This window comes from Thiorhodospira sibirica ATCC 700588 (assembly GCF_000227725.2).
Lineage (GTDB): Bacteria > Pseudomonadota > Gammaproteobacteria > Ectothiorhodospirales > Ectothiorhodospiraceae > Thiorhodospira > Thiorhodospira sibirica.
In genome coordinates this window covers 1,938,858-1,956,808 of record NZ_MU255056.1, presented here as the reverse complement: position 1 = coordinate 1,956,808, position 17,951 = coordinate 1,938,858, and the positions used below count along the sequence as shown (strand labels likewise).

The 17,951-nt window shown below is 55.1% G+C and carries 15 protein-coding genes; 14 read left to right on the top strand and 1 reads right to left on the bottom strand.

Annotation, left to right across the window (positions count from 1 at the left end):
• The first annotated feature begins 48 nt into the window (after positions 1-48).
• From THISIDRAFT_RS09210 to THISIDRAFT_RS09145, 14 genes are all read left to right on the top strand, one after another.
• The gene (locus tag THISIDRAFT_RS09210) at positions 49-2,052 is read left to right on the top strand and encodes a hypothetical protein (protein ID WP_006786742.1); all 2,004 of its coding nucleotides are present in this window, start codon (positions 49-51) and stop codon (positions 2,050-2,052) included.
• A 44-nt stretch (positions 2,053-2,096) separates the two neighbouring features.
• Positions 2,097-2,453 carry a hypothetical protein gene (locus THISIDRAFT_RS09205; protein ID WP_139063974.1) on the top strand — a complete coding sequence of 119 codons (357 nt, stop codon included), beginning with the start codon at positions 2,097-2,099 and terminating at the stop codon, positions 2,451-2,453.
• Positions 2,454-2,472: 19 nt separating this feature from the next.
• Positions 2,473-3,762: a hypothetical protein gene (locus tag THISIDRAFT_RS09200; protein ID WP_006786740.1), complete on the top strand. Its 1,290-nt coding sequence runs from the start codon at positions 2,473-2,475 to the stop codon at positions 3,760-3,762.
• Positions 3,763-3,871: 109 nt separating this feature from the next.
• A complete protein-coding gene (gene csx16, locus THISIDRAFT_RS09195; RefSeq protein ID WP_006786739.1) occupies positions 3,872-4,165 on the top strand; it encodes a CRISPR-associated protein Csx16 in 294 nt (97 codons plus the stop codon).
• A 143-nt stretch (positions 4,166-4,308) separates the two neighbouring features.
• On the top strand, positions 4,309-4,653 hold the full coding sequence (locus THISIDRAFT_RS09190) for a hypothetical protein (protein WP_083824573.1): 345 nt from the start codon (positions 4,309-4,311) through the stop codon (positions 4,651-4,653).
• Between the two features lie 103 nt (positions 4,654-4,756).
• A complete protein-coding gene (locus THISIDRAFT_RS09185) occupies positions 4,757-5,896 on the top strand; it encodes a putative CRISPR-associated protein (RefSeq protein WP_006786737.1) in 1,140 nt (379 codons plus the stop codon).
• A 111-nt stretch (positions 5,897-6,007) separates the two neighbouring features.
• Positions 6,008-7,126 carry a type III-B CRISPR module RAMP protein Cmr1 gene (gene cmr1, locus THISIDRAFT_RS09180; RefSeq protein WP_246585367.1) on the top strand — a complete coding sequence of 373 codons (1,119 nt, stop codon included), beginning with the start codon at positions 6,008-6,010 and terminating at the stop codon, positions 7,124-7,126.
• A 3-nt stretch (positions 7,127-7,129) separates the two neighbouring features.
• Positions 7,130-8,938, top strand: coding sequence for a type III-B CRISPR-associated protein Cas10/Cmr2 (cas10, locus tag THISIDRAFT_RS09175; RefSeq protein ID WP_006786735.1), 1,809 nt, complete (start codon positions 7,130-7,132; stop codon positions 8,936-8,938).
• Positions 8,935-9,399, top strand: coding sequence for a DUF29 domain-containing protein (locus THISIDRAFT_RS09170; protein ID WP_006786734.1), 465 nt, complete (start codon positions 8,935-8,937; stop codon positions 9,397-9,399). Before cas10 ends, THISIDRAFT_RS09170 begins: the two co-directional genes overlap by 4 nt.
• Positions 9,386-10,654: a type III-B CRISPR module-associated Cmr3 family protein gene (locus THISIDRAFT_RS09165; RefSeq protein ID WP_006786733.1), complete on the top strand. Its 1,269-nt coding sequence runs from the start codon at positions 9,386-9,388 to the stop codon at positions 10,652-10,654. Before THISIDRAFT_RS09170 ends, THISIDRAFT_RS09165 begins: the two co-directional genes overlap by 14 nt.
• Before the next feature lie 10 nt (positions 10,655-10,664).
• Positions 10,665-11,543: a type III-B CRISPR module RAMP protein Cmr4 gene (gene cmr4 / locus THISIDRAFT_RS09160; protein WP_006786732.1), complete on the top strand. Its 879-nt coding sequence runs from the start codon at positions 10,665-10,667 to the stop codon at positions 11,541-11,543.
• Positions 11,540-11,944 (top strand): type III-B CRISPR module-associated protein Cmr5, encoded by a 405-nt coding sequence (cmr5, locus tag THISIDRAFT_RS09155; RefSeq protein ID WP_006786731.1) that lies wholly within the window; start codon positions 11,540-11,542, stop codon positions 11,942-11,944. Before cmr4 ends, cmr5 begins: the two co-directional genes overlap by 4 nt.
• A gap of 3 nt (positions 11,945-11,947) precedes the next feature.
• Complete coding sequence (gene cmr6 / locus THISIDRAFT_RS09150; protein ID WP_006786730.1) at positions 11,948-12,985, top strand: type III-B CRISPR module RAMP protein Cmr6; 1,038 nt, start codon at positions 11,948-11,950, stop codon at positions 12,983-12,985.
• Positions 12,986-13,191: 206 nt separating this feature from the next.
• Positions 13,192-14,919: a radical SAM protein gene (locus THISIDRAFT_RS09145; RefSeq protein WP_006786729.1), complete on the top strand. Its 1,728-nt coding sequence runs from the start codon at positions 13,192-13,194 to the stop codon at positions 14,917-14,919.
• 328 nt (positions 14,920-15,247) lie between these two features.
• Here THISIDRAFT_RS09145 and leuS read toward each other — a convergent pair whose 3' ends face one another.
• The gene (gene leuS, locus THISIDRAFT_RS09140; protein WP_006786728.1) at positions 15,248-17,710 is read right to left on the bottom strand and encodes a leucine--tRNA ligase; all 2,463 of its coding nucleotides are present in this window, start codon (positions 17,708-17,710) and stop codon (positions 15,248-15,250) included.
• Between the last annotated feature and the right edge of the window lie 241 nt (positions 17,711-17,951).

Here is a 17,951-nt window from a genome sequence, read left to right as displayed (position 1 = left end):
CTTGATGCGATATGCTTGCGAAACATACATAACGATGGAGAGTTTTTGATGGATTTTCAGGTGCTTAGACTGAGTATGACCCTGGATGAAGCAACGGGCAAATACTTATTGGAGGGGAAGCGCTCGGATCGGGATGGCGTAGAAAGCGCATATATCAGCGACTGGCAGGATGTGCAAAACAAACTGCATCGGTTCGGCCAGGGGCTTGACACGGGCTTGCGCTGGGTGCTGGTGCTAGATGAAACGATGCCTGCACAGTGGCTGCATAGTCCGTGGGAAACGCTGCCTTGGGCGGGTGGTGTGCTGGGTAAATATGCTCTGGTTGCCCGAAGCCATCGCTGGCGTGAACCCATCGCGCAGGCTACGCAGCAGGTACGCTATTTAAATCTGTTTCCCCGGCAGGAGTATGCCTTTAACACGGCTTTTGAACCTTGGGTCAGGCAACACCAGCTACGCCCGGTCAAACAGATCAGTCTGCGTGAAGATCTGGCGGCGTGTGATGAGCTGTTTATACTCGCTCATGGGGGGGCGCATGGTCTTTTAGATAGCTCGGGAGCGCTGTTTAATATGCCAGAAGGTCTGTCACTGCCACGCACCATCTGGTTATTAGCCTGTGCCGAGCAGCATGACAGTATGTATCCGCTGGCCCAACGGCTGCTTGCTGCAGGTGCGCAGTCTGTGGTGTGTGCCATTGATCGACTGGATGCTCCAAAGATGATGGCCATCGTGACGGCTCGCTTGCAGGCCCTAAGTGCCGATCCACAGGCGCCACTGGCTCACGCGTTAGTGGGCGAGCAGAGTGGTGCAACGCAGGCGGTTGATGGTGGCTGGCGTTGTCTGACGGTATGGGGCGAGTTGGCCTTGAGTGCTGGGGCGTGTGCGCCCTGGAATCATGCGCAGCTGCATCAGTGGGTACACGGCGAGCATCCGTGCCCGCTGACGGATCGGTCTTCCGAGGCGGATTTTCGTCAAGCACTTGATGCCTATCATCATTTGCCTATGTGGCCACAGACTAAAGAAAATCTGTTGCCTACGCTTTTGTGGCTGGCGGAGCAGCGTGACCATAAAGCGATGCGGGCATTAAAGGCCGATGCCTGTCGTCAAACCACACCGCAAGCGTTCAGGGCATTAGCCAAGGAGGCCCGCCGGGTTGGTGATTATGTACGCACGGCCAGCTATCTGCATGATGCTTTTGCTATTGCCTGCGATGATGCTGAAATTCAGCGCGATCTGTTGAATCTGCGGGCCAATTTGCTTATTGATATGAATCTGCCACAAACCGCCCGCCAGGATCTGGATCAGCATCGTCTGCTGGTTGTTAGAGATCCGCAGCGTGATAATGCTGGTCAGGCTAAACGCTTTGATGCCATGGCGCGTGTCCATGCCCGCTTAGGGCAATACAGCATTGCTATGGATGAATTGAATGCCAAGAAAGCCATTGCAAAGCAGGCTTTGAATGATGAGTATCGGGCGCATACCGCTTCTTTGTATCTCCTTGCCTGGGGGTGTCGGATCGCATCAGAACCTGACGCCTATCGTAAACAGGCTGAACAGCTTGCGGTGTTGCTTAAGATTCAACTGCACATTATTGCACCAGATGCCGTGCCACATGCCAATGATAATGCGCTGTATATGGCGCGTGCGCTGGCGGCCTATGCCTGGGCGGTAGACCATCTTGAGATGGCCCGTCTGCTCACTCCTTGGCGGGTAGAAGCTGGCAAGCGGCTAAATGATACAGACCCCGGCCCATGGGCTTATCTGCTGCTTTTTGGTTATCTCATGGGGCAGGAAAATGCCGACACTTATGCCCGTGCGCTGGCTGCCCTGGATAGGGGTTGCTACTATCTGGAAGCCGCTGTCTTTGCCGCTTTGGCAGAGGATACCGCGCAATGTCAGTTTTTTTATGAGCGCTTTACCCAGCTGCGAGCGGCTGCGCTTAAGGCATTGCACTATGAGGCCGCTGTAAAAGAACAAAGCCAGCGTGCAGTGCTGGAATCGCAGGCATGGCACGATCCTGAAAAACTTATACAACTGGGGATTCTTGCACTTTGAGCCTCCCGCGTTTTTAAAAATTTTACCGCCGCCTGCGTTGTGTGGTGTATATCCTTCAACAAAGGGGGGGGCGGGACGATGCTGGTAGTGCTGATGATTTGCTGTTTACTGAAAAAAACGTATCTCGGGTGATTCAAGGAGGCTGTATGATATTGATTTTGATTCCGGTGGCTGCGGTGGCTATGGTGGGCATTGGTGCAGGTGTGATCGCCTATAGAAAATCCCTTGATAAGCATCACCATGTCCTGTCTTCAGCGTATGTGCGTTCGTATAAAAATACGAAGCGTGGCGTGTTTTTTTATCCTCTTCTCCTGCTTGGTATTGTCGGTGTATTGCTGGGTGCAGTACTGCTGGAACCGCATTTAGGCTGGCTTTCTTTTATTTATACCCATCCCGTTTAAATTTTAATAAGGAAAGATCATGTCTGCACAATCTACGTTGTTTATTGCCTTTTCTACGGAGCAAAATATTGCCAATTTGCTACCTATTTTGGAACTGATTGAAGCGCATGACCAGGTGTTATGGATTGAAAGCGAAACCGCGCAATCGCAAAAATGGAGTGATGGGGCTTGTGAAATTCTTGCAGAGCGTGGCATTCATGTTGAACGCCTCCAGATTACGGATGATCCCAGTCGCATTGAACCGGCCATACGCAGCCATGCACAGCTTGTCGAGCATACCGGCGAGGTCAAGCTGATTGCCAATGGCGGTACCAAACTGCAAATGATGGCATTAAGCCGGGCCCTTAATGGGCGGGTGACTGAATTATTGTATAACCATGATAAATATTGTGTATTAGAACGCTACCGCAAGCAGGCGGATAGCCTGGAACCTGTACGCTATCACCACTATCAGCGCCATACTGTCGATTTACCGGACGTTCTCCAATGCCAGAATCGGGAAATGCAGCCAGGGCGAGAAGAACGCATCTGGCCTGGGCCTTTGCTTGAATTACCGCAATATGGCAGTGATGAAGACTACACCATTGAGCAACATCGAAAGATTTATGAATGGGTAAAGAATTTTCCAGAGAAGCCTAAAAAAGCGTATAGCTATCGGCAAGCTGCTGAAAGGGCGCCACATCAGCATGAATGTTTTCGTAAATATATTTTGCACGCCACGGGCAAGACTGAAGATACACCGTTAAAAGAGGGTGATCTGGAAGAAATTTACAACATTGCACAAAATTTGGATCTTAAAGCCTGGAAAAACACTTACAAACAAGTTGATCGAGAGATTGCACCTGATGTAGGTCATGACTTTGAAGAAGCCGTAGCCGCCAGAGTGCAAAATTGGCTACATAACAACCCACCGTTTGCCGAGATTGTGCAATCTGTCTGGCGTAATGTAAAAATAAAGGATCAAAAAAAGCAGAGTGTTAGCGCTGAACTGGATGTGGCGATCCTGCTTAAAAATGGTCGTCTTTTGCACCTGGAGTGCAAGGCTTATGATGCCAGTCTCAAGGATATGAATTCACGCTTAGCCGAATTAGAGCGTAGCAGTTCGCGATTAGCGAAAATGTTCATCTGTGTGCCGGATTATAACAGTCAAGAAGATTGGGCTGAGAAACAACAAATAAAAGTCGAAGAGATGAAAAAATGGCCACAATTTGAAATCATTGGTTTTACGCTTCCACAGCAAAAAGAAAACACCTTTGAAATGCAGCTGGAACACTGGCTAGGAAAATGGCTGCCACCGCACGCTGCATAAATAAGTAACACAACCCACTAACCACTTCGTGTCGCTGGGTATGTCGTTTTGCATACCTGCAACCGCGGCTTGTCCAGCGACGCGCCATCTCTTGACACGAGGTATAGCTATGACCATTCGTTTTGTGACCCGTCATCCTGGTGCCCGTGAATGGGCCATGCAGCAAGGTTTAGCGGTGGATGAATTCGTGGTTCATCTGGATACGCGCATTATCAACCCCGGCGATGTCGTCATTGGCTCTTTGCCCGTCAATCTCGCCGCCGATGTCTGTGAGCGCGGTGGCCGCTATTTGCAGTTATCGCTGGAGTTACCCCTGACCTTGCGCGGGTGTGAATTGGATATTGAACAGATGCAGGCTTGTGGTGCGTGTCTTGAAGAATATCAGGTCACGCGCGTTGAGTAACATGAAAGTCTCAAGACTAGATTATGCGGTCGATGCCATTACATCGTATCGCGACCTCTACCCAGAGTAATAGTACCGCCACTATCTTTTATCGTCGGCGGTGCATCACGCCCACGACGCATAAAAAATAAAAGGTGATCACTATGGCAATCTGCCCAAACTGCAAGTCGACGAGAATAAATAAACGTAACTATGCAACTAAAGCAGGAGCTGCAGTAGGTGCTACCGCTGGTGGGGTTGCTGGCTATGTCGGTGCGAGTGCTGGAGCGGCCGCTGGTGCAAAGGCAGGATTGCTTATGGGAGCTTTTGGTGGCCCTCTTGGTGCTGCTGCCGGTGCTACTATTGGAGGAACAGCTGGCGCCATTTTAGGTGCACTCACAGGTGGCGCAGCTGGTACAGTGGCAGGTGGTGCGGCTGGTGCAGCGGTTGATAACCGTATTCTCAATAATTATGAGTGCCTTTCTTGCAAATACACCTTTTCTGACTAAATTAAAGTGAGATTTCCAAGATTAGCTTGTGCGGTCGGCGTTATTAAGTTAAATCGTGCAGGCATGCTTTGATACTCAAAAAAATCATGGAGTAAAAAAAGACATGTCCGTTTATCTGTGTACTTGCGGAACCAGTGCCGCAAAAAATCTGCCACGCGAACCGCGTTTTAGTGCTGTTTGGGTGGCTGAACAGGGTGGCATTGAAGCTGCTGCCAAGGCAATTTTTGAGACCTTTCAACATGCGCGCATGGATGACGAAAGCGCGCTCAAGCGTGAGTTATCGGCAGAAATTCATTCGCTGGTACGCATGGGAATTGATGCCAAGGACACGGTGGTGTTATTCAGTTCCGAGACGCCAGATGGTCAGGCGTGTGCTAAAGCAATCCAGTATTATCTGGAGCAAAACTGCCCAGGGATTGTTTGTCGTGTTGAAGTGGTTGCAGGGTTGCAGGTGATGGATGCGCAGACTTTTCGTACCGATGGTGTGCTCAATTTTACCAAGGCGGTATTGCGTGAAATTGATGCGCATGGTGTTAGTCAGTGTGTACTCAATCCTACTGGCGGATTCAAAAGTCTGGTGCCCTATGCCGTGTTGATCGGAATGCTCAAAGGGGTGCAGGCTAAATATATCTTTGAACAATCCAGTGCCCTGATTCCTTTGCCGATGATGCCGGTGGAATTTGCCCGTTCACGGCTTGAACCGCTGCGCCCTTTGCTGGAACGTATCCAGAATGAGACCGCCATTTTGCGTGCCGAACTGGAAGCCGCTTTGCCTTATGAGGAACGTCAGATACTTGAACCGTTGTTTGAAGATCTGGGCGGCGGGCAGTTGAGTCTCTCACCGGTGGGATTTTTGATCTGGGATGAGCTGGAACGCCCCACCGCTTTGGTACCTTTTCTGTCGCGGCGCGCCTTTGATGATTTGTTGAAAATTCGCAGCATTGCCGATTGTAAACCTGATGAGTATCTGGCACGGGTGTGTCGGTCGCATGAATACCTGGAAAGCAGTAAACATGAGCCGTGGAAACAGGGGCTGTTTTGGCTTAAACCGGGTGAGCATACCCGTGACCGTTACTTAGTCTCAGTTGAAGGCTGGCGACTGCTGGTGTGGCGCATTGCAGAGCACCGTGAATATGACGAGTTGCTTGATCAAAATCGTAAAACCGATGTGGGCACACGGGTGATGGCCGAGCGTCGCGAAAAATACGCACCCTTTGTCCGCATGGAGCTGTATGAAGACTGAGCAATTGCCAACATGCGCCTACTTTAAACTGCATAGGGAGTTTTTATGCGTCGATCCAGTCTAGAACCCGTTCCAAATGAAGCCATGTTAGCCGCATGGTCTGAAAATGCAATGCCCGCAACCGAGCATTGGACTCAGTATCATTGCAAGCTGGTTACACCTATGTATGGTGGTGGCGTCAATGCGGCTGAGGTTGATGAAAAAATGCCGATTCGTGCATCAGGCATTCGCGGTCAACTGCGCTTTTGGTGGCGGATCGTCGCCGGTCCCTTCGCCTCGCCGGAGGCGATGTTTGAGCGCGAGGCGGCGATCTGGGGCGGGGTTGGTGCAGCATCACCAAGCGCCAGTCAGGTCGCGGTGCGGGTCAAGGCCAAACCCGTTCAGGCGGGGCAGCTCAGCGCGAAAAGTCAAATCCAGGGGTTGCCGGCTTATGGCCTCATCCTCGATCCAGGCGCGGATCCGATGCTGTTGAAACCCGGTTATGCGTTTGAACTCGCCGTGCGCTGTGCCTCGTCTCTGACATCGCAACAGTACGAGGAAGTGCAGACTGCGCTGCGTTGGTGGGCAAGTTTTGGTGGTGCGGGGGCACGAACACGGCGCGGATTCGGTGCGGTGCAGATCAGCGCACTCAAGCCGGTGACCCCGGAGGAGGTTGCCAAATACGGTGGCCGACTGTGTGTGGTACCGAGCAGCTCGAATGAGATCAATGCTTGGGAAACGTCCGTTAAAAAGCTGCAACGCTTTCGTCAAGGTCCGAATCTGGGTCGCAACCCGGGCCAAGGCAACCGACCTGGGCGCAGCCGTTGGCCGGAACCCGACACCATCCGGCGTCAGACGCACCGACATGCGAGAAACCATGCTCCCGAGCATCCAGTGGATGGCGTCTATCCCCGCGCCTGGTTTGGATTGCCGATCATCTTTCACTTCATGGGGGCGGGCGAGCCGAGTGATTCGACCTTGATCCCTGATGACGAGCGTGATCGCATGGCCAGTCCGCTGATCCTGCGTCCGTATTGGAGCGGACAGAAATGGCATCCGGCGGCGCTGCTCCTGCCGGGTTGGGAACGACGCGCCGCCGAGTTACGCGTCGGCTTCGGCACCGGCCCGTTCCGTCGCGCTTGGCCTACGGATCCCGCCCAACGCCAGCGTTTGGCGCAACAGATCAAACCGATGGCCGGTCGCGGTGATGATCCGCTGACCGCGTTCATGGACTTTTTCGAGAAGGATTAAGCGATGCCGCGTTATTTGGTAACCCTGTCACTTGGGCCGGTGCAAACCTTGATCGAAGCTGCTCGGCGCACCCGCGATCTGTGGTGTGGTTCGTGGCTGCTGTCGGAATCGGCGCGGGCCGCCGCGCAGGTGCTGCATCAGGCGCACCCTGGCTGTTTGATTTTTCCTTGTCCCGATGACCCTGATGTAGAACTTCAACCGCAACGCGAACCCGGCAATAGTGCCAACATCGCCAATATCCTGCGTGCTGAGGTGGAATTGGCGGATGGCGACGCGGCGCGGGCGCTGTGTGAGCAAGCCAAACAGGCGGCTGCACAGCGGCTGATTGAGCTCGGCGAACAAGCCCGCGGCAAGCTCAAGGTCAAACTACGGGATGCGGTATGGCAGGCGCAGATCAATGATCTGTTGGAACGCTTTGCCGCCTGGGTGGAGATTCCCGAAGGGGAGGATGGCTACCAAAAAGCGAGTGTCCAACTCGGTGCCACCTTAGCCGCACGCAAGGCAACCCGCGATTTTTGTCCGGCGGTGGCGCTGAACACGCCCGGACTGCCCAAGTCCTCGCTCGATGGTGGGCTGGAAACCGTGTTGCCGAAACACTGGCACGAAGAGCATCGCGCTCGCCGTCAGCTCGGCCTCTCGCGCGGTGAGCAGCTCGATGCCTTGGGGGTGATGAAGCGGATGGCGGGAACGGTTGAGCAGTTTACGCCGTACTCACGGATTGCGGCTGATCCCTGGATTCGCACGCTGGATGCCGAACAGCGCGACGCGCTGTGCGCGGCCTATGAGCCGATGGTGCAGTCGGGGCTGGCGACTCGGGTCAGCGGCAATCAGGGGATTTATGCCGATTTGCCCTACGATGCGCAGATGCTGTATGGCTTCCGGTTAGAAAATGCGCTGGCGGCTAAAGGCGAGGATGCCGCCCAACCAAAGGAGCGTGAAGCGCTTTTGCAGCTACAGAAGGTCATCAGGTCACTGCCGAAGGACAAGGGCGCTCCGGTGCCTTATGCGGTGATTCTGAAAGCTGACGGCGACCGCATGGGGGCGCTGTTGCAACAAGCCAAGCAGGCGGACGATTCACGGGCAATTTCCCAAGCGCTGCATGGCTTTGCCTCCAGTGTGCGCAAGCTGGTACGCCAGCACCACGGCCATGCGATCTATTCTGGCGGCGATGATGTTCTTGCCTTAGTGTCGTTGCCGGAGGCGGTTGGTTGTGCGCAAACACTCGCCAAGGCGTTTGAGACAGCGCTCCAACCCGTTGCCAAGTCGCTGGACTTGGCTGCCGACCAGTACCCCACGCTTTCGGTTGGGTTAGCGATTGGGCATCTGATGGAGCCATTGGGGGCGTTGCGTGCCCGAGCGGGTCGTGCTGAGCATTTGGCTAAGGGGGATACCGCGAACAAGCCGCGCAACGCGCTGGCGATTGTGTTGGGGATTCGCTCCGGCGGTGAGCTGGAATGGCGGGCGAATTGGGATGATGAGGTGGCGCTTGCTGAGCTGAAAACCTTCACCGCCGCTTATCACGATGGTCAACTGCCGAGCCGCGTGGCGTATGACCTGCGTGGGATTGATCAGCGGCTGGCGTGGCTGCGTGAAGATGACAGTGCTCAGGCAAAGGGGATGCGTGCGGCAGAGGTGGCGCGGATGCTGGATCGCGCTCAGGCGCGGGGTGGGTCTGAAGCCCTCGATCCAATACACCGCCGCACCATTTTAGCCAGTGTTCGCCGTCAATCGCTGGGGACTTTGGCGGATACCTTGATCCTTGCCCGCTGGTTATCCGCCCGGACTGCTGCTGATTTGGGAGTGCGCGAATGACCTCAAAGCTGTATGAACGCGATATCGTCGCCTGGGCGAAGCAACAGGCGCACGCCTTGCGAGCTGGTCTTTTCGATCAGTTGGATCTACAGCACCTGGCCGAGGAAATTGAGGACGTGGGTAAAAGCGAGCAGCGCGAGTTGATTCACCGCCTGGCGATTTTAATTGGGCATTTGCTCAAATGGTGTTACCAGCCAACCCGGCGCGGGGCAAGTTGGGAGTCAACCATCCGCACCCAGCGTGCGGCGATTGCACGGCGTTTACGACGCACCCCGAGTTTAAAACACACCCTGGCTGATCCTGACTGGTTTGCGGATGCCTGGAGTGATGGGCGGGATCTGGCCGTGGGTGAAACGGGGCTGACTGACCTGCCCGAGAACTGCCCTTGGTCGCTAGAGACGATGCTGACCCCTGATTGGCTACCGGATGAGATAAAGGTGCTTACTGATGCCGAAACCTAAGAAAAACCGCCCCATTCGCTACGATAAGCAAAAAGATCAACGGCAGTCGAGGCCAACGGTCGCCACCACAAGACCGGCAGACGTGGTATTGCAGCAGTCGCAGCACACACTTCCCCCTAGCCCGGTGGTGAGTCTGGAGCCATTGGCTCCATTGATCGTGCGTTCAGGGCGGCCGTTTGATGATCAGACTGGTGCTGATCCCGCACGTTTCCCGCCGCCTTCGACACTAGCAGGCTGTCTGCGTACCGCCTGGGCGCGAGAACATGACACGCCTTTTGACCAGTCGCTAACCGAACAATCCATTGCCGGATCATTGGTGGTGCGGGTCGATGATACCGGGAAAATCATCAACCATCTGGTGCCTAAGCCAGCCGATGCGCACTATTTTGGGCATGGCGCGGAGGCCAAGTGTCTGCGTTTAGAGCCAGGCCGCCTTGAGAATGGCTGTGGTGCGGATTTGCCCGAAGGACTGCGCCCGTTGCGGCTGTCTGAGACGATCCGGGGCAAGGCCAGCACAGGCCCGGCGTGGTGGGACTTTGAAGATTTGCTGGCGTTTCGTCAGGGCAAGCCGCGAGCTCATCAAGAGTTAACTGAACGCGGCTGGTCGCCACCCAAAGGGGAGCGGCGCACTCATGTGGCGATCAACTCCGCCACACTGGCCGCTGCGACCGGGCAATTGTTTCAAACCGAGGGGCTGGATTTAGAGCCGGATAATCTGGGGCTGAAACAATCAGACGCGCCGCGTTTGCGCCTGCTGGCACGCTGTGCCGCGCCGCTATCGGCGGGTGTGGTGCATCTGGGCGGGGAACGACGGCTGGCACGGCTGCATCCGGAACCGGAGACAGTCTGGCCGACTCCGTCGGACACCTGGTTCCAGGATATCCAAAAGGCCGGCGGTCTGACCCTGACGCTGCTCACGCCCGGCGTGTTCCAGGCGGGCTATCGCCCCGACTGGCTCGATGCAACGCTGACCGGCGAGCCGCCGATCGCTCCCGGTGTGCGGCTGCAACTGGTCGCCGCCGCCGTCGAGCGCTGGCAGCCACATTCGGGCTGGGATTTAGCGGCACAGCCACAGCAACCGCGCCCGACCCGCAAGCTGGTGGGGGCCGGAGCGACCTACTGGTTCCGCCTGCTCGAACCGACCACCCCCGAGGCGCTGGCTCCGCTGTGGCTGGCCAGCCTGTGTGACCATGAACAAGACCGCCGCGATGGCTTCGCCTTGGCGTTGCCCGCTCCTTGGACTCCGATTGATTAGGATACACTCAATGAACTCACATCTATTTCATCTGCATACCCTCTCGGCGCTGCATTGTGGCACTGGTCAGTCGGTTGGCGTGGTGGATTTGCCCATCGCCCGCGCTCGCGCCACGCAACTGCCGATTGTTCCTGGCTCGTCGTTGCGTGGGGTGTTGCGGCAGGAGGTTGGCCTGCATCATGGCGAACTGGAATCGCTGTTGTTTGGTCCGCGCAATCCCAAAGACAACGCCAGCAGTTTTGCCGGGGCGCTGACGGTGGGCGATGCGCATCTGTTGGTCATGCCCGTGCGGGCGCTGGCGGGGATTGTGTGCTATGTCAGCTCGCCGTTTATTTTGCGTCGCTATCGGCGTGATCTGGCGGATGTTGGGATCCAGGTGCCTGAGATTCCCAAAGCGGTTTCAGAAAACACGGCGTGGGTGCCAACTGATTCGGTCAATCTGCTTGACAACACTTTGGTGCTCGAAGACCTTGATCTGAACACACAGCGCCATGCGTTGACTCAAGAATGGGCTAAGACCATTGCGGCACAGATTCATCCTGATGATGCCAGCGGGCAGACTGATTTTATCCAACGCTTTGCCATTCTGCCGGATAACATCTTGGGTTATCTGAGCGAGACCGCGACCGAACTGCGCACCCGCATCAGCATCGACCAGGACACGGGAACGGTCAAACAGGGCGCGCTGTGGTTTGAGGAGCATCTGCCCGCCGAGTCGGTGTTGTGGGGGCTGTATGCGCTGAGTGATTCCAACAATCCACAGAACAAGCTGTCGCGGGCTGAGCTGGCTCAAGCACTGCCCAAAGGGTCGGCCTTGCTGCAACTGGGCGGTCAGGCGGGTGTGGGGCGCGGCTTGGTGCGGCTGCTGATTCAGGAGGGGGCGGCATGATTCGGAGTCATCGCGTTGCAACGGCGGCGTATCAGTGTGTCGAGGCGCGTCACAGCGAAGCCAATAAGCAAAAGTACGGGGCGATTGCGCACAAGCTGCCTGGCATGATTTTGCAGAATGGCTTGGCACAGGCGACGGGCTTTTTGTTGGCGAAAGGCAGCAGTGCCCCCGAGCATTTGTTAGTGCTTGATGATCTGAATACCGTGCTGCGTGCTGGTAGAGCGCTTGATGATGTCGCCAACGGCGAGGATTTGCATAGGGAGATCATCAACGCCAATCTTGCCCAAACCCTGAAATACACTCGTGCAGCGCTGGAGGCCTCGGGCTGGATCAAACGCTATGTGCAAGGGGTGTTGCGGGTGACGGCGACTGGCGATGACAGCACCGAGCAGGAGGTGTAAAGGATGGCGACCCAACTCATGCGCGAGGCATTGCGCCCGCTCTATAGTGATCGTACAAACACTAATGCGCATCCCGGGCTGCTGATCCAACGCGGGTTTGAAGAGTACAGCGAAGAGAATAAAGAAGCTAAGACAAAGCACATTCAGCGCATTTGCAGTATCAAGTCTTCGCCTTTTTACGCTAACGCCTATCAGCGGTGGCGCACAATAACCGCCGATCAACTGCGCTTTCGTCAGCTTATCTTGGGGCTTGAAGGGCGGCTGTTGATTGGTCTGACGGGCGGCGGGATGCTAGAGACGGGGTGTGCGATCCATCATGTTTATGGGATGCCGTACATTCCTGGGTCGAGTATCAAGGGCGTAGTGCGAGCGCAAGTGTGTGGTAGTCCATTTGCCGTTCAACACCCCGAGGTGGTCGCCGAACTTTTTGGTACGGAGGCTGATCCGACACCAGGCACTTCTGATTCACAAGGATTATCGGGATTGGTGACTTTTCACGATGCCTGGTGGGTGCCTGATTCTGCTGAGCGTCCACTGGTGGAAGAGATCGTGACCACGCACCATCCGGACTATTACGGCAGCGAAGGGCAAAAGAACTGTGCGACCGATTTTGATAGCCCGATTCCCAATGCCCAGATTGGCGTGCAGGGACGCTTCCTGTTCGTGCTGGAAGGACCGCCGGAAAGATTTGGCTGGTTGGATTTAGCTGAAAAGATGCTTATTACTGCGCTGTCAGAACGCGGCATCGGCGCTAAAACCCGCACTGGCTATGGGCTGTTTGATCCGCAATCCAAAATCCCCGCCGGGCCAGTCTGCGCTTGGGTGGATGATACCCTCGCCCGTCTGGCCCAACAGAACAGAACCAAGCCTGACGAGGTGCTGCGGAGCAAGGGATTGGCAGCGGAATGGGCAGCGCTGACTGATCCGGCGCTCAAAGCTGAGGCGCTGGAGGACATTCGCTCGCGTTGGCAAGCACAAGGCTGGTGGGATGATCCACCCGGCAAGTCAGCCAAACAGGCGAGGGCGATTTACGGGGATTGACAATGGACTCAAACACGGCGCTTGCCCCGCCGTGTTTGAAGGGCTAAACTTGAAATTAAGATCCGAATTTGAGGGGATTGACCCGCACCACGCCAGTTTTTCAATCAGTCATTGATTGATCGCAGAGGAATCACAAATCATTGCTAACCATCGATTCTTGATTGAACAAACAGCGTTTTTTCTAATCTATCTTGATGCTAATTTTTATGAATTGGATACTTGATCAAACGCTTGATCATGTTCGGGTGCAGGTGAAGCAGGGCGACATTCAGGATGTGTTGCCTGAATTGGTGAAGCTGGAATTGTCGTTAAGATCGCAACAGATCACCGCGCTCACGCTGATATTTGATCCTGATGTTGTAATCCCTACCCATCGGCTAGAGCGGTTGGATTATCGGCGCTCAGCCCCGCGTGAATACACAAAATCTCTGTCGCGTCGCCGCTCGGCACGGTTCTCGATCACTGAGAAATGCAACTACCGCTGTTTTTTTTGTCACGAAGAAGGGCTGGATATGGAGCATGTCCGCCAAGAAGCAGAGGATCAGGCGTTATTTAAGGTCTTGGATCAGCTTCAGGGGTTGGGATATAACGATTTAACCTTTACGGGCGGGGAGCCATTGCTGAAATGGCGACAGATTCTGCGTTGTTTAGACTACATGCAGCGCATCGATTATCGTCCAGATATAAAATTTGTGAGCAACGGACGGGCTTTAAATGCAGCGTTTCTTGAGGGGTTAAAAAAATACTCGGGAAAAATTCGTTTTAACCTTTCGATGCATAGTCTGGATCCTGTTGTTTATAATAGAATTGTACACCCTGATTCCCAATCCTCCGCAAGTCAACGCAATGATCTCTTGCGTGTTCAGCAGCATCTCGCCGCTTTGCAAGCAGCGGCGATTCCCTTCAAACTCAATTTTGTATTGCTGAAAGAGATTAACACAACCCCCGAGCAGCTTGACCAAATTTTTGAGTATGCGCTGATGTGTGGTGCGCATCGGATTAAATTTCTTGAGTTACTGATTACTCAAAAGCTCAAGGCGTTTTATCCTTATTACTATCGGCTTGAGGCACTGAGAGACCAGCTTGGTGAGCAACTGACGCTGTTAAACACGGGGTTGCGGCGCACTGTCTATCGTTATCGAGATACCCCGTTGCTTGTTGAACTGCAAAGCTGCACCTGTAGCCGTGGTTGCAATCTGTGTCAGCTCAACCGTGATGTCAACTTTACTGCTGAATTGCGCTATTTTTCGTGTTTCCTTAACCCACAGTATGCCGTTGATTTACGGGCTGTCAGCCTGGGGGAGGCCATCGAATCGGGGACTGCATACATTGCGGACATGGCGCGGCGCTTTGGTGATCACAGCCCGATTATTATTCGTGAGCACTACCTCACCCACCAAGAGACCGCATACTACTACACGCTTGCTGTTGCTGATGTTGAGCCGTTTGTACAACAGGCTTTAGCCGCCCATGGCTTAGAATTGCGACGGCACCGTCAACTTAAAGAATACTATTTTAGTGATGGTAGTGAGGCGTTTGCGACATTTGAATATGTACGCAAACTTGCCATGAATACCTATGACTACAAAGCATTTGCAATCACTCAGCAGCATCGCGTGGATCCGCTTGGCTCAGGGCGCATTGAAACGGCGTTTGGTGAAGAAAGCCCGATGGTTGATTCAGTCGAGGACTATTGTCATCAGATGCTGGGCGATGGGTTTGATGTTGTGTTAAAAATACAATGGGATATAGACTATTACGGTGCAGGCGATCAATTGACCAGTGATTTGAGTTTTAGTGTGGGGCGATTGCCTGAGATGTCCCAAGCACTGATACGAAGCCAACAGCCAATCCCGGCATCGTTGTTTGCTTTGCGCCCATTAACGCAACCCGTGCCGGCCTGGATCGCGGCACAACTCCACATTCCCTCCTAATCCCCACAAGCATTGAATCAAAGCGTAAAAAGCCATACAGTGTCTTTCGCGTTATTCAGAAAACGTTGTTAACTGATGTTACGCAGTCCCATTTGCCAGTCATGGCCTGCAAGGCAATGTACAGTGGTTCATTTTGAATATGTAAAAAGTTGCCGGGTTAATAAAAAACTTGACCCCCTCCCCGCCTGCGGCGGGACTCCCCCTTACCAGGGGGAGAGTTTTTGACTCGCAGTAGCGGCATCATCTTGATGCCGCTTGAAAATCAGCGAACGCAGGATGCGTCCGCCACACAGCGACACCGAGAAGGTGTCGCCGCAGGGCTGTTTTACTACTGCACGACCAGGTTTACCAGGCGCTTGGGGACGACGATGACTTTTTTGAGGTGTTTGCCTTCCAGGTGGCGCATGACATTTTCATCGGCGAGGGCGGCGGCTTCGATGTCTGGGTTGGAGGCATCGGCGGCGACCTCAATCTGGGCGCGCAGTTTGCCATTGACCTGTACGATGTAGGTGATGCTGTCGCGGCTGAGCGCGCTCTGGTCTGTTTCGGGCCAGGGGATGTCTACAAGGCTTTGGGAATGCCCCAGGGCGTGCCACAGGCTTTGGGTGATATGCGGCACGATGGGGGCGAGCATCAGGACCAGGATTTCCAGCGCTTCTTGTCGCACGGCGTGAGCTTGCGGGTCTGCGGCGCTGTCTTCAAACCGGGAAACCGCATTGAGCAGTTCCATGCAGGCGGCGATGGCGGTATTGAAAGTGTGGCGCCGTCCGAGATCATCGCTGACCTTGCGCAGGGTTTCGTGGGTTTTGCGGCGCAGGGTGCGCTGGGTTTCCGTCAAGCTATTGGGAGCCAGCGCCGGGGCTGGGCCCTGCTGGCGATGCGCATAGACCTCGCGCCACAGGCGTTTGAGAAAGCGGCTGGCCCCTTCGACGCCCGAGTCAGACCATTCCAGCGATAATTCTGGCGGCGCGGCAAACATCATAAACAGGCGGGCAGTATCGGCGCCGTATTGATCCACCAGTGCCTGCGGATCGACGGTGTTGCCCTTGGATTTGGACATTTTGGCGCCGTCTTTGAGGACCATGCCCTGGGTCAGCAGGCGGCTGAAGGGTTCATCGTTACTCACCAGACCTTCATCGCGCAGCAGTTTATGGAAAAAGCGCGCATACAGCAGATGCAGCACGGCATGTTCGATGCCGCCGACATAGTGATCCACCGGCAGCCAGTAGCGGGCGCGCTCATCTAGCATCTGCGTGGTGTTGTCCGGGCAGGCGTAGCGGGCGTAGTACCAGCTGGATTCAAAGAAGGTGTCGAAGGTGTCGGTTTCGCGCTGGGCCGGTCCCTGACACTGCGGGCAGGAGGTCTGATAAAAGCTCGGCATTTTTTTGATGGGTGAGCCGACGCCATCAAAGGCAACGTCTTCAGGCAGTACCACCGGGAGCTGTGCTTCTGGCACCGGGACATCGCCGCAGCTGGGGCAGTGGATCATCGGGATTGGACACCCCCAGTAGCGCTGCCGCGATACCCCCCAGTCACGCAGGCGAAAATTAACGCAGCGCTTGCCCTGGTCGCGTTGTTCCAGGGTGCTGGCAATGGCTGCAAAGGCCTGCGCAAAATCCATCCCGGAAAACGCGCCGGAATCGCACAAAATACCCTTATCGGTAAAGGCTTCCTGGTTTAAATCTATGGTCTGCTCAGGACTGGCCGGGGCAATGACCTGTTTGATCGGCAAACCATAGGCGCGGGCAAACTCAAAATCACGCTGGTCATGTGCCGGGACTGACATGACCGCACCGGTGCCGTATTCCATCAGCACAAAATTAGCGACCCATACAGGAATGCGTTCACCGCTGAGCGGATGGATGGCCTCAAGGCCGGTGGGTACCCCCTGTTTTTCCAGGGTGGCCATTTCGGCTTCGCTGATGCGCTGATGGCGGCAATGCTCGATAAAATCGGCCACCTGCGGGTTTTGCGCGGCGGCCTGGCGGGCCAGCGGATGCTCTGGTGCCAAGGCGAGGTAGGTCACGCCCATCAAGGTATCGGGGCGGGTGGTGTAAACGGTCAAAGGGGTGGGTGATGCTGCGACGCTGAAATGCACCTCCACGCCCTCCGAGCGCCCGATCCAGTTGCGCTGCATGGTGCGCACCTGCTCTGGCCAGTCCTGTAGCTGCTCTAAGTCGTCTAACAGTTCCTGGGCATAGTCGGTAATCTTGAGAAACCACTGGGCGATTTCGCGCCGCTCGACCAAGGCCCCGGAGCGCCAACCACGCCCGTCAATCACTTGCTCATTGGCCAGTACGGTCTGATCAACCGGGTCCCAGTTGACGATGGCCTGTTTTTTATACACCAGGCCCTTGGCGAATAAGCGGGTAAAGAACCACTGCTCAAAACGGTAGTACTCCGGGCGGCAGGTCGCCAGTTCGCGTGACCAGTCATAGGCAAAGCCCAAACGCTTGAGCTGGGTGCGCATGTGGTTGATGTTGTCATAGGTCCAGCTGGCCGGTGGAACCCCTTGTTTGATGGCGGCGTTTTCGGCGGGCAGGCCAAAGGCATCCCAGCCCATTGGCTGCAAGACATTTTTGCCCTGCATCCGCTGATAGCGGGCAATCACATCGGCAATGGTGTAATTGCGCACATGCCCCATGTGCAGGCGGCCACTGGGATAGGGAAACATCGCCAGGCAATAGAATTTTTCGCGCTGCGGGTCTTCTTTGACCTGGAAGCTTTGCGCGGCCTCCCATTGGCTTTGTACCTGGGTTTCGATGATATGGGGCTCGTAGTGTTCTTGCATGATCTCTAATCCGCTGATTCCAAATGGCTTGGCGTGGGTATAGGCCGCCGCTCTATGAGGCTGTACAAACGCCCCGGCGGGGCCAGGGGCTGTGTTACAGCGCTTGTAATCTTGCCGTATTTGTTATAGTTTCTCGCCGCAAACGCGGGTCGTTTGCCTTGCCCACCTGATCGCATCTACTGCATCCCTATATGACATAAATCCATGCCCCTGGGCAGGGTTAATGTTTTTCTCAACAATC